14 protein-coding genes are annotated in these 13193 nt (G+C 36.6%); 5 read left to right on the top strand and 9 right to left on the bottom strand.

Annotated elements, in window-relative coordinates:
• Nucleotides 1-18: 18 nt before the first annotated feature.
• Together ACZ76X_RS21735 and ACZ76X_RS21740 are read right to left on the bottom strand one after the other, a co-directional pair.
• Nucleotides 19-528 (bottom strand): YwhD family protein, encoded by a 510-nt coding sequence (locus ACZ76X_RS21735; protein WP_000136678.1) that lies wholly within the window; start codon nt 526-528, stop codon nt 19-21.
• An 18-nt stretch (nt 529-546) separates the two neighbouring features.
• Nucleotides 547-1218 carry a site-2 protease family protein gene (locus ACZ76X_RS21740; RefSeq protein ID WP_078420143.1) on the bottom strand — a complete coding sequence of 224 codons (672 nt, stop codon included), beginning with the start codon at nt 1216-1218 and terminating at the stop codon, nt 547-549.
• Nucleotides 1219-1330: 112 nt separating this feature from the next.
• Here ACZ76X_RS21740 and ACZ76X_RS21745 point away from each other — a divergent pair, with 112 nt between their 5' ends.
• The gene (locus ACZ76X_RS21745) at nt 1331-1516 is read left to right on the top strand and encodes a 2-hydroxymuconate tautomerase (RefSeq protein ID WP_001147171.1); all 186 of its coding nucleotides are present in this window, start codon (nt 1331-1333) and stop codon (nt 1514-1516) included.
• Between the two features lie 39 nt (nt 1517-1555).
• On the opposite strand, the gene ACZ76X_RS21750 is transcribed toward ACZ76X_RS21745, so the two are convergent.
• The 6 genes from ACZ76X_RS21750 to ACZ76X_RS21775 form a co-directional block, all read right to left on the bottom strand.
• Nucleotides 1556-2860, bottom strand: a complete 1305-nt coding sequence (locus ACZ76X_RS21750) for an HD domain-containing protein (RefSeq protein ID WP_000262739.1) — start codon at nt 2858-2860, stop codon at nt 1556-1558.
• Between the two features lie 147 nt (nt 2861-3007).
• Nucleotides 3008-3952, bottom strand: coding sequence for an ABC transporter substrate-binding protein (locus ACZ76X_RS21755; RefSeq protein ID WP_000787739.1), 945 nt, complete (start codon nt 3950-3952; stop codon nt 3008-3010).
• 190 nt (nt 3953-4142) lie between these two features.
• Entirely contained in the window at nt 4143-4955 is an 813-nt protein-coding gene (locus tag ACZ76X_RS21760) for an ABC transporter ATP-binding protein (protein WP_000212064.1), read from the bottom strand.
• 15 nt (nt 4956-4970) lie between these two features.
• The gene (locus ACZ76X_RS21765) at nt 4971-5987 is read right to left on the bottom strand and encodes a FecCD family ABC transporter permease (protein ID WP_001260777.1); all 1017 of its coding nucleotides are present in this window, start codon (nt 5985-5987) and stop codon (nt 4971-4973) included.
• On the bottom strand, nt 5984-7039 hold the full coding sequence (locus ACZ76X_RS21770) for a FecCD family ABC transporter permease (RefSeq protein ID WP_073517725.1): 1056 nt from the start codon (nt 7037-7039) through the stop codon (nt 5984-5986). The genes ACZ76X_RS21765 and ACZ76X_RS21770 overlap by 4 nt, the downstream gene beginning before the upstream one ends.
• A 314-nt stretch (nt 7040-7353) precedes the next feature.
• Nucleotides 7354-7578, bottom strand: coding sequence for a YuzB family protein (locus ACZ76X_RS21775; protein ID WP_000526077.1), 225 nt, complete (start codon nt 7576-7578; stop codon nt 7354-7356).
• A gap of 316 nt (nt 7579-7894) precedes the next feature.
• On the opposite strand from ACZ76X_RS21775, the gene ACZ76X_RS21780 reads away from it, so the two are divergent.
• Together ACZ76X_RS21780 and lipL are read left to right on the top strand one after the other, a co-directional pair.
• Nucleotides 7895-8587 (top strand): RsfA family transcriptional regulator, encoded by a 693-nt coding sequence (locus ACZ76X_RS21780; protein WP_479851659.1) that lies wholly within the window; start codon nt 7895-7897, stop codon nt 8585-8587.
• Nucleotides 8588-8716: 129 nt separating this feature from the next.
• Nucleotides 8717-9562, top strand: coding sequence for an octanoyl-[GcvH]:protein N-octanoyltransferase (gene lipL, locus ACZ76X_RS21785; protein WP_479851660.1), 846 nt, complete (start codon nt 8717-8719; stop codon nt 9560-9562).
• Between the two features lie 48 nt (nt 9563-9610).
• Here lipL and pta read toward each other — a convergent pair whose 3' ends face one another.
• Complete coding sequence (pta, locus tag ACZ76X_RS21790) at nt 9611-10582, bottom strand: phosphate acetyltransferase (protein WP_000067214.1); 972 nt, start codon at nt 10580-10582, stop codon at nt 9611-9613.
• Nucleotides 10583-10862: 280 nt separating this feature from the next.
• On the opposite strand from pta, the gene hemQ reads away from it, so the two are divergent.
• Nucleotides 10863-11606 (top strand): hydrogen peroxide-dependent heme synthase, encoded by a 744-nt coding sequence (gene hemQ, locus ACZ76X_RS21795; RefSeq protein ID WP_001287590.1) that lies wholly within the window; start codon nt 10863-10865, stop codon nt 11604-11606.
• A 203-nt stretch (nt 11607-11809) separates the two neighbouring features.
• Nucleotides 11810-13081 carry a serine hydrolase gene (locus tag ACZ76X_RS21800; protein ID WP_479851661.1) on the top strand — a complete coding sequence of 424 codons (1272 nt, stop codon included), beginning with the start codon at nt 11810-11812 and terminating at the stop codon, nt 13079-13081.
• The last annotated feature ends 112 nt before the right edge of the window (nt 13082-13193 follow it).

Below are 13193 nucleotides of genomic sequence, written 5' to 3' on the forward strand. Positions count from 1 at the left end.
CATCCGTCAGCTACTTTTTTATTCACTTAATAATGCACGGCGCAATTCTTCGCTAGATTCGTTCCAAATCGCTTCATTATGCTCTTTCAAGAATGTACCAAGTACTTTTTTAGATGATTCGTCCATATGGTCAACCATAATGTGACGCTTTAATGATTTATCCATTTTATTTACGTGCTCTGGAAGTGATTTATATCCGCGACGAATTTCACGATCAACTGTCATTTCACAAGCTGTTACACCTGCATAATACGCACCTGTCGCAGTTCTTTCAATTGTTACCCACACAAGCCAAAATGGTTTTCCGTTTGGAACTTCATCTTTATTTGTTAAAAATTTAATACCTTTTTCTACTGTACTACGCGCATGCATCGCACCAATATCAACAAATGCTGTTTTCTCTAATACATCGACAAATACAGGTGAAATATTTTCTAGACTTAATGCCCCAACGCCAAAACCACCATGTCCATCTGTTGAATCATTTTTCACGATATTAAAACCGATTTTTTTCTTTTTCTCTGTCATATGTAAGTTCCTCCTCGTTTAAAGGCCGAAAATAGGCGCAATGATATTCTGTAAAAATATTAATACATACGGAATAACAACATTAAAAATAGGCTGGATTGTGTAATTGCTAAGCGGTGTAATAACAAGAATTAATAACGCTATCGCTCCATACTTTTCATACTGTGTCATTTTCGCACGAATATTTGTTGGTGCTAGATCCTCCACTACGCGATATCCATCAAGTGGCGGTATCGGTAATAAATTAAAGACAAGTAAAACAATATTCAACATAATAAAAATCTGGAAAAATTGAGCTAACGTATCTGCTACTGCAGATGGAATTGAGTATAATACACCAAACTTTAATAAGCTATACCAAATAATTAAACCGATTGCGCTTAAAATTAAGTTACTAATCGGCCCTGCAATAGAAACTAATATACCAGCAAGACGTGGTCTTTTAAAGTTGTACGGGTTAACAGGAACTGGTCTCGCCCAACCAAAACCAAGAATTAATACCGCAATCATCCCAATAGGATCTAAGTGTGCCATCGGTGATAAAGTCAAACGGCCTTGTCTCTTTGCTGTATCGTCTCCAAATTTATATGCTACATATGCATGCGCAAATTCATGCACTGATAATGCGATAATAATGGCCATTGCTACCAAAGGAATTTGGTGCAACGGGTATCTAAATAACTGATCCATGTTTCATCTCCTCTTCCATATGTCAAAAAAAGAAATTATTTGTTTTTTCGATTGTTCTTCCACATAATCCGCTATAATAAGAGTGTAACTTACATAAAAGGAGCGATTATATATGCCATACGTAACAGTGAAAATGCTAGAAGGACGCACAGAGGAACAAAAGAAAGCTCTTGCTGAGAAAGTAACAGCAGCAGTAAGCGAAACAACTGGTGCTCCTGAAGAAAACATTGTTGTTTTCATTGAAGAAATGTCTAAAAACCATTATGCAGTTGGCGGAAAACGCTTAAGCGACAAATAATTTCAAGTTTTTTCATAAGAAGCAGCGCTTAGCTGCTTCTTATTTTTTTCCTTCTAGTAACTCGATGATTCTCTCTTTATATTTTCCTTTTCTTCCATCTTCATAGATTAAATCATGCGGGTAGAATAGCTTTTGATCCCTTCTCTTCTTACCAGTAATCGCCTCAACAATATCCGATTCACGTGAAAGCTCTCTAAGCTCTCCATTTGGCATAAGAAGTAAGATTGGCAGACGTTCTTCTTCTTCACCAGCACGGTAAAAGTCATACGGTAAGTCTGATGTTGAATCAACTACTAAATAGTATTCTGGATCGAGTCCAATCTTTTTAAATAAGCTACTTAATTCCATCCAATTGTCTAAACCGTGCTTATCTGTAAACTCTACATATTTAAATAAATTTCGATTCATAAAACGGCGACATAAATCACTTAAAATTGGATCTTCTTCGTCTTGCCATACTTGGAAGTAATAATACATAACGTTCTCGTCTAACTTTAAATAATCCTCTACTGTCACTTCTTCTTCAAATAAAGAATAGAAATGAACCGGATGATTTTTAAATGTATAATACTTCTCGTGCAATGACTTTGCACGGTGTAAAATCTTCGTTAAAATAACTTCGGCACTGCGCGTTACCGGATGGAAATATACTTGCCAATACATTTGATAACGACTCATAATATAATGCTCAACAGCATGCATACCACTATTTTTAATGACTACTTGATTCCCGTACGGACGCATGACACGCAGTATACGTTCCATATCAAAGTTTCCATACTTTACGCCAGTGAAATACGCATCTCTTAATAAATAATCCATGCGATCTGCATCAATTTGACTGGAAATCATGCTAATCGCTAACTTATTAGTAGATGTTTTTGCGATTACATCCGCTACCTTTTGGGGGAAATCTTTATCCACACGACTTAATACGCGATTAATTTCCGTATCTCCAACGATAATCTTTTGCGTAAATTTCTCATGATCTAATGAAAATACTTTTTCAAACGAATGAGAAAACGGGCCGTGACCGACATCATGAAGTAATGCCGCACATAAACATAACAATCTATCTTCAGCATTCCAGTTTGGTCTGCCATCAAACACATCATCAATCATACGACGAATAATTTCATATACACCTAACGAATGAGTAAAGCGACTATGCTCTGCACCGTGAAATGTAAAAAATGTCGTTCCAAGCTGTTTAATACGGCGCAAGCGTTGAAATTCTTTCGTTCCGATTAAATCCCAAATAACACGATCGCGCACGTGCACATATTTATGTACCGGGTCTTTAAACACTTTTGTTTCGCTGAGTTTGTCGTTTAAATATACCACCTTCCGACATCCTCCTTTCTTTACTGCATTCTTACTATATATTATAAACGAAATAGGAAACAGAAAGAAATGAAAGACTATATTAATTACCCGTATATAAAGAAAAAATCACTTTTACCGAAGTAAAAGTGATTTTTTCTTTATACATTATTTACCTAAAACGAATTCAGCAACTTCATCTAAGATCATTTCTTTACCTAGAGGGAAGTAACCTTTGTTTAAGTCTTCGTTTTTAATTGTAAATACGTGGTTATTTTTAACAGCGTTCATATTTTTCCAAATTGATTCTTCTTGGAATTCTTTTAGACGCTGAGAACCGTCACCAGTTGTAAATACGAATAAGTAATCTGGGTTGTAATCAATTAAAGCTTCTTTTTGTACTTGTACTAAAGGTTTATCAGTTGGTGTACCTTTAACTGCTGGTAATTTTAAATCGTTAAAGATTACGCTACCGTAACCGTAGTCACCGTATACGCGGAAAGCATTTGGATATGCAGCCATTTTCATAAATTTAGCATCACCAGTTTTCGCTACGATTTTATCATGTAATTTGCTTGCTTTTTCATCATACTGTTTGAACCATTCTTTTGTTTCTTTCTCTTTACCGAAGATTTGACCTACTTCTTCGAATTTCGGACGCCATTGGTCTAATGGAGTTTTTAACATAACTGTTGGTGCAATTTTAGATAATTGATCATAAATCTTTTCTTGACGATTGTTTACAAGAATTAAGTCTGGTTTTGCAGCAGCTACTGCTTCGATGTTAATTTTATCGCCCCAAGCAGAACCAACTGGTTTTACGTCTTTTAATTTCTTTTCAATATGTGCATCAATTTTTTCTTGTGATGTATTAGCAGTAATAATTGGTTTCATACCAAAGATTAATAATTCTTCTGTTGAACCACTAAGGTCAGCAATTTTCTTTGGATTTGCAGGGATTTTAATTTCCCCTTTTGCATGTTGTACAGTGCGCTCTTCAGTCTTCGCATCCTTCGCATCTGCTTTCTTCTCTTCTTTGTTAGAACAAGCTGCAAATAGTACAGAAGTAACGACTAGTACCATTGCTAATAACGCCATTTTAAAATTCTTCATGTTCCCACTCCTTCTAGCTGTATTTCTCTTATAGGTTACAGTGAACTATAAGAAACAAGATTAACAATTAATAAATATATATTAATTAATTGTTGCTTATGCCCCGTTCTAACGGGTGTTCAACTTCCTATTTACTAATAAGAAGCTCAACGTCCATTAGAAGCCCCCCTCTTTACGAGGGGGATTCTACTTATGCTTTTTTACGCAATTGATTACTAATCATCGCTAAATCATATGTTAAACAAATTGGTTTACAGTTTACTGGACACGGAACGATTTGAGCTTCAATCTCAAATACACTGCGAAGTGTTTCACTCGTCATCACTTCGTCTGGCGTTCCTTGCTTCATTAACTTACCTGCTTTTAATGCAATCATATGATCTGAGAAACGAGAAGCATGGTTTAAGTCATGGATAACCATAACAATCGTTCTACCTTCTTCTTCATTTAACTTTTTCAATAAGTTTAATACTTCTAATTGATGAGCCATATCTAAGTACGTTGTCGGTTCATCTAATACAAGTAATTCTGTCCCTTGTGCAAGAGCCATCGCAATCCATACGCGTTGACGTTGCCCGCCTGATAACGCCTCTGCTGGACGATTTGCGAATTCTGTCATTCCCGTCACTTCAAGTGCCCAATGAATGTAGCGATAATCCTCTTCTTTCAATGTTCCAAACCCTTTTTGGTGAGGAAAGCGTCCATATGAAACGAGTTCAAACACAGTAAGGCCAGTTGGCACTTCTGCAGTCTGTGGTAAAATTGCCATTTTCTTTGCGATTTCTTTCGTTGGCTGTTTCTCAATTGCTTTTCCGTCAAGATAAACAGTACCCTTTTTCGCCTTCAAAATACGAGAAGCCGTTTTTAATAATGTGGACTTCCCACAACCATTTGGTCCAATAATTGTTGTAATTTTCCCTTCCGGAATTTCAACTGTTAATCCATCAATAATTAACCCTTCATTATAGCCAACAGATACCGCATCAACTGCTAAAGTTGCCATACAAAAAGCCTCCCTTTATTTTGTCCTCATAAGTAAGTATATGAAATATGGTGCACCAATTACAGAAATAACAAGACCGACCGGTATTTCTGAAGTTGTTAACACACTTCTTGAAATTACGTCTGCGAATAAAAGTAAAAACGTCCCTATTAGTGCAGCGGTAGGCAGCATAATTTGATGTTTACCGCCAACAAGGCGCCTCGCCAAATGTGGAGCCATTAAACCGATAAAACCAATTCCTCCGGCAACAGCAACAGAGGCACCAGCTAAACAAACTGCAATAAATAATAATTTACGTCTCTCTTTTTCTACATTTACACCAAGACCAACTGCTGTGGAGTCGCCTAGGTTCATTACGTTTAATATGTGAGCCTTACTAATAGCAAGTGGCAAGAAAATAACCATCCATGGAAGTACACTTAGTACAAACTTCCAATCTGTGCCCCATAGACTTCCTGCTAACCAAATCGTAGCAAAACGGAAATCGTTAGATGTCATCTTCATAGAAAAAATTAAACTAACAGCACCAAACCCGGCTGCAACAGCGATACCGACAAGTATTAATCTCGTTGATGAAACGCCGTCTTTCCATGCTAATAAATAAATAATAACCGCTGCTAATATCGCACCAACTAACGCAAAGAAAGGAAGGATAAATACAGATAAAAATGTACCAGTTCCAACTTTCCCGAAGAAAAAGTAAACGAAGATAACGACTGTTAACCCCGCTCCAGCGTTAATACCAATAATACCTGGATCAGCAAGTGGATTACGTGATAACCCTTGTAAAATCGCACCTGACATCGCTAAAGCAGATCCAACTAATATAGCAATGACCATACGTGGCATACGGAATTCAAATAAAATAACAGACTGATCTTCAGCCCCGAGTCCAACCAATGACTTTAATACGTCCATTGGTGGTATTTTAAATGTCCCTGTATTTAAACTTACTAAAAATACAGTAACGATTAATCCTACTAAAATTGTTAAAACCGAAACGTTCTTTTTTGTTAAGACACTTGTCCTCACATTTTCCCTCTCCCTTCGTTACGTGCTAAGTAGAGGAAGAATGGAACCCCAATTAGCGCTGTAATTGCTCCAATTGGTGTTTCAAACGGCGGATTAATAACGCGAGATAACATATCTGCACATTCAATTAACAGCCCGCCTAAGACCGCAGAACATGGAATAACCCATCTATAGTCTGAGCCTACAAGGAAACGAGTCATATGTGGGATGACAAGACCAACAAATCCAACCGATCCTGCCATAGAAACTGCCGAACCTGTTAACACAAGAACAAGTACTGTTCCGATAAATTTAATTAATGTCGTATTTTGACCAAGTCCAATCGCAATTTCTTCACCGAAGCTTAAAATTGTAATATACCTCGACATCATAATTGCAATTAAGAGACAAACTAGACCAATCGGTACTAACATATTAATACTTTCCCATTTCACGCCAGCAACTCCGCCTGCATTCCACATACTCACCTCTTGGGCAAGATTGAAATATAGCGCAATTCCAGATGAAATGGCCCCTAATAAAGCACTAATCGCTGCACCCGCTAAAGCTAATTTCACAGGCGTTAATCCACCTGGTGAAGAAGATCCAATTCCATATACAATGCTCGCTCCAAACGCAGCACCAATAAACGATGCGATAACGAACATTAAATAAGGTGAATTAGGGAAGAATGCATACATAATTGCAATTCCAAATACAGCCCCATCTGTAATCCCCATTAACGATGGGGAAGCAAGTGGATTTCGCGTCATACCTTGCATAATTGCCCCTGATACTGCTAAAAAGGCACCTGCTACTACGCCCCCTATCGCTCTAGGCATACGAAGTTCTTGAATTACGTTATGATGCGTAATAGAACCATCAAACTGAAACACAGCTTGCCATACAGTCTTTAAACTAATATCTGCAGCACCAAACGAAATAGACAATGCCATGCTTAAAGCTAACAAAATTGTACCTGCTACTAAAATAATAGAAGCAATGAGCGGCCTGCTCTTAATCTCTTTAACATTCACATCTTGCTGTTCTATACTCCTTGCGCTCGCTTCCATCCCTCAACCATCCTAACCAACAACATATGTTTAATTTAATGAAATTTATTCTCAAATAGTAATAAAAAAAATAAAATGAATCGTTCTTTTCCTGATAATGATTCTCAGAATCAGACACCTTCTATTCTACCTATCGCTTCCAAAGACTGTCAACTATTATTTTGAAATACAAATTCATATAGATTGAGACCTTAATAAATAGATAACGCCTATCTGTCATTATCTATTATCATCACCAATTAAGCTTCCACAGAATAAATCCTTCCCTTTATGGGCATAAAAAAAGAAGAGTAATCTGTTCACTCTTCTTTTCCTTACTTATTTAACTTTGCTTCAATTTTTACAATTAATTCGTCTTCTGTCGGTGCCGCAACTGGACGGTTATTTACAAATGCGAATGATTTTTTACGACCAGGACCACAGTAAGACTGACATCCAACTTCAATCGTTGCACATGAATCTACCTTTTTTAGCTTTGGAATCAACGTTTTAACGTTTGTTGCCTGACAATCATCACACACACGAAATTCGTTTCCCATTATATAACACTTCCTCTATTTTAAACTTTTCTCAAGTACATTTAAAAATAAACACTAAATGGTATTTTACCGCTCTTTGAAGCTCGTTGCAAGTTTCCTTTCGACGCTCTTTCCTCATATAATGCTACATATTTATATGTTCTCCTACGGAAGCTTCCGTCATTCTTGGCAAAATTTATCCCGCTTTAATGGGCAGTAAGACCCCCACCTCAAAATTCATCGAAATCTACCATATTTTTAAAAGCTTTGTATAAAAGCTCATTTTTTTGCCCATTATAAAAATAGGAAGTTCATAAAAAGAAAGGGAGTTGAATCTATGAAAGTAAGACAAGATGCTTGGACGGATGAGGATGATTTATTACTTGCTGAAACTGTACTTCGTCACGTTCGAGAAGGAAGTACGCAATTAAATGCATTTGAAGAAGTAGGAGACAGGTTGAATCGTACATCGGCTGCCTGTGGTTTCCGTTGGAATGCTGTTGTTCGCTATAGCTATGAACAAGCTCTTCAACTAGCAAAAAAACATCGTAAAGATAAAATGCGCGCTGCAAGCGGTGAACAAGCGAAAAAACGTTTACTTTATACACCACCAGCTTCAGATTCAATAACTGATTATGAAGAATTTGTACAAGAGGAATCAATTGTACAATATAAAGAAGCTATTCCATATAAAGAAACTACCGTTCCTGCTGCAAAAAGCTCTATGACAATGCAAGATGTTATTTATTTTTTACAAACAGTCGGATCTTCCAATATAAAAGTGACAGCTCTTGAAAATGAGAATACGAGATTGAAACAAGAAATTAAATCACAAATCCTTCGAAATGAAGAACTGGAAAAGAAACTAGAAAAATTAGAAAAGCAATCTCATACTGTACAAGAAGATTACGAAACACTTATGAATATTATGAACCGCGCTCGTAAGTTGGCTGTCATGGATGACGAGGAACGTTCTCAAACATCTTTCCGAATGGATCGAAACGGTAATTTAGAAAAAATTGCAGAATAAAAAGGATGCATATAATGCATCCTTTTTTAGTCTTTCACCTTTAAATTTTCCCTTTATATATGAGAAAACCCCATTCTTCATTTTTTGCTATAATAGAGATTGTCATTTTAAAGATAAGGGGTTAGTTATATGAGCAATTCCCGTTCCATTTTATCTCAGCCAGAGTGGCGTATTGTAGATCAGTCTAGTTTGGGACCAACATTCCATGCCTTGCAGTCATTCGCCATGGATGACACATTATGCACAAGCATTGGAAATGGTCAATCAGCTGCAACAATGCGTTCTTGGGTTCATCACAATACAATTGTTCTTGGCATTCAAGATTCACGCCTACCGCACTTGGAAGAAGGTATTTCTTTTCTAAAAGAAAACAACTTCAATGTTATCGTTCGTAATTCTGGCGGACTTGCAGTCGTACTTGATGAAGATGTTTTAAACGTATCACTGTTATTCCAAGAAACAGAAAAGGGTATCGATATTGATCTTGGATACGATACAATGTGGCATTTAATTCAAGAAATGTTAAAGGATTACGATGTTACAATCGAGGCAAAAGAAATCGTTGGTTCTTACTGCCCTGGTAGCTACGATTTAAGTATTCGCAATCAAAAATTTGCTGGTATTTCACAGCGCCGTATTCGCGGCGGTGTCGCTGTCCAAATTTATCTATGCGCTACAGGAAGTGGTTCTGAACGTGCCGCACTCGTTCGTGATTTCTACAACCTAGCCATTCAAGGAGAGGAAACACGCTTTACGTATCCTGAAATTGTACCGAGTACGATGGCCTCACTTTCAGAATTACTTGGCGAAACCATTACAGTACAAGATTTAATGATGCGTCTTTTAAAAACATTACAGCAATTCGCTCCAAAGTTAACACCATCTCAATTAACAATAGATGAAATACCTTTATATGAGACGAATTTACAGCGTATTATTGATCGTAATAATAAAGCACTTGGCTTAGAAAAATAAAGACCGTCGCTATAATAGCGACGGTCTTTATTTCAATTCATTATAGAATTAAAGTGCTTGAGCTGCTGTAATTAAAGCTAACTTGTACACTTCTTCTTCGTTACATCCACGAGATAGGTCGTTTACAGGCATGTTTAAACCTTGTAAGATCGGTCCTACTGCTTCGAAGTTGCCTAAACGTTGAGCGATTTTGTAGCCAATATTACCAGCTTCTAAGCTTGGGAATACGAATACATTAGCATCACCTTTAATTGTAGAACCTGGAGCTTTCTTCTCAGCTACAGATGGTACGAATGCAGCATCGAATTGGAATTCTCCGTCTAAAGCTAATTCAGGAGCCATTTCTTTTGCAATGCGAGTTGCTTCTACAACTTTTTCTGTTTCTGGAGATTTCGCAGAACCTTTTGTAGAGAAGCTTAACATAGCAACGCGTGGATCAATACCGAATAGTTCAGCAGTTTTCGCACTCTCGATACCAATTTCAGCTAAATCTTGGCTGTTTGGTGCAATGTTAATTGCACAATCAGCGAATACATATTTCTCTTCTTCACGTACCATGATGAATACGCCAGAAGTTTTTGTAACACCTGGTTTTGTTTTAATAATTTGAAGTGCTGGACGAACTGTATCAGCTGTAGAGTGAGCTGCACCACTTACTAAACCGTGTGCTTTGCCCATGTATACAAGCATTGTACCGAAGTAATTTTCGTCTTTAAGGATTTTGCGAGCGTCTTCTTCAGTTGCTTTACCTTTACGGCGTTCAACGAAAGATGCTACCATTGCATCCATTTCTTCGTATGTAGCTGGGTCGTAAATATCAACGCCTGCTAATGTTAAATTCATGCTAGCAGCTTTTGCGCTAATTTCTTCTTTATTACCAACTAAGATTGGTTTTACTAACTCTTCTTTTGCTAAACGCTCTGCAGCGCCTAAAATTCTTTCATCAGTTCCTTCAGGAAGTACGATAGAAATGCCTTTTCCTTGAACTTTTTCTTTTACTGTTGTAAATAAGTTGCTCACGAATAAACCCTCCTACATATGTTAAAAAAACTCTATCTTTAAGAATACTGCTTTTCTTCTATATTTTAAACTTATAGCTCCCAAAAAATAGATAAAATAAAAATGATTATATTTTCATAAAATTCAGCATAGAAATAAATCCGCTTTAACCCTTATCTCTTCCTATTTTCAAGTAAATTTAAATGTGACAGTTTTATGCACCAAGGCTTTATATAGATGATTTTAAAACTATATATGCTATAGTTAACGTGTAAAACTATCATTAACTGAGGTGAATAGAATGAGTGAAGCAACAACAACGTTAGATGGCTGGTATTGTTTACATGATTTACGTTCTATTGATTGGGCTGCATGGAAAACATTATCTAGCGACGAACGCGGACAAGCTGTGTCTGAATTTTTAAATGTCGTTGAAAAATGGAATGAAGTAGCTAGTGCGAAAAAAGGCAGTCATGCGATGTATACAGTTGTTGGCCAAAAAGCTGATATTATGCTTATGATTTTGCGTCCAACAATGGAAGAGTTAAATGAAATTGAGACAGAATTGAATAAAACAACATTAGCTGAATATATGGTTCCTGCATACTCTTACGTATCTGTTGTTGAACTAAGCAACTACCTTCCAGCTGATGAAGATCCATACCAAAATCCACAAATCTTAGCTCGCTTATATCCTGAGTTACCAAAAGCAAATCACATTTGCTTCTATCCAATGGACAAGCGTCGCCAAGGTGATGACAACTGGTACATGCTTCCTATGGAAGAACGTAAAAAAATGATGTACAGTCATAGTAAAATCGGTCGCCAGTACGCAGGTAAAGTGCGCCAAGTTATTTCAGGATCTGTTGGATTCGACGATTTTGAGTGGGGCGTAACATTATTCGCTGACGATGTTCTTCAATTTAAAAAACTTATATATGAAATGCGCTTCGATGAAGTAAGCGCTCGTTATGGTGAATTCGGAACATTTTTTGTTGGAAACATTTTACCAGACGAAAAAGTAGAGAAATTTTTACACATATAAAATCGTAAAAAAGGAACGGAATTCGTTCCTTTTTTTATTACCTTCTATATTTCTCTCCAAAAAACTTCTTTTCTCCACAAATTTGAACAAAAATCGACAAATACCTTTCAAATTCCTTACAAAATTGTAACCTTTCTATATCCAAATTTATGCTAAAATGGTACGAGCTATATGCTAATAACGATGCGAAGGTGATAATCTATATGAAGAAAATCTTATCTATTTTACTAATGCTTCTATTGTCAATTTCTTCCTTAGGAGTAACAACATCCCATGCCGAAGAAAAAATACACATTGAGGCAGCTGCTGCACTTCTATTTGATGCAGATACAGGAAAAATACTGCATGAACAAAATCCAGATGAATTACTAGCTATCGCTAGTATGTCAAAATTAATTGTTGTTTATGCCGTGTTAGAAGCAATTAAAGAAGGAAAAATCACTTGGGATACAAAGGTAAACATTTCTGATTACGCTTATGAAGTTTCACGTAATAATGAATTCTCTAACGTTCCCTTCGAAAAGGGACGTCAATATACTGTAAGAGAACTATATCATTCTATCGTTATCTTCTCTGCAAACGGATCTAGTATTGCCTTAGCAGAACTTCTTGCAGGCAGTGAGAAAAACTTCTTAAATCTTGCAAATGAACATGCAAAAAAACTAGGGTTAAAGAAATATAAATTTGTAAACGCTACTGGGTTAAATAACGCTGACTTAAAAGGAAAACATCCTGAAGGAACTGATCCGAATGGAGAAAATTCCATGTCAGCTCGCGATATGGGTATGCTTTCAAAAGCAATGATTACAAAGTATCCAGAAATGCTAGAGGATACAAAACAAAGATTTAGAAACTTCCCAGATAATCATCCGAAACCAATTCGTATGGAAAACTGGAACTGGATGTTGCCAGGTGCCGCTTTCTCTTATGAAGGAACAGATGGTTTAAAAACTGGTAGTTCTGATACTGCTGGATACGGATTCACTATTACAGCAAAACGTGGTGACTTACGCCTCATTTCAGTAATTATAAAAACAAAATCAATGGACGAGCGTTTCACTGAATCCCGTGAATTAATTGAATACGGATTTAATAATTTCGAAAAACAAAAACTAAAAGTGGATAAAAACAATACAATCTCTGTAGTAAAAGGGAAAGAAGACCAAGTCACTGTTACACCGGAAAAAGAAATAACAGTAATTGCGAAGAAAGGTAGTAAAGCTCCTTATAAAATTGGGACTGAGGTAGATAAATCCCTCGCTGAAGATGGACATTTAGTTGCCCCTGTTAAGAAAGGTGCCAAAGTAGGATCGATTACTTTAGAATCAACTGATAAATATGGTTTCTTAGACGGTAGTAAAAGTATGAAAGTTACCGCAAAAACGACAGCAGAAGTTGAAAAAGCAAACTGGTTTGTGTTATCAATGCGCTCTATTGGAGATTTCTTCTCAAACTTATGGTCTAAAGTATTTTAATGATGAAAAGCTAGCTGACGCTAGCTTTTTTTATTTTCTTCCCTCAATGTAAAACTTTGTTTGGTTGTCATATCTGAGTCCTTTTTCTCATACGTATGAACTAGTAATTGTT

It is taken from the genome of Bacillus sp. BC05(2025) (genome assembly GCF_056725905.1).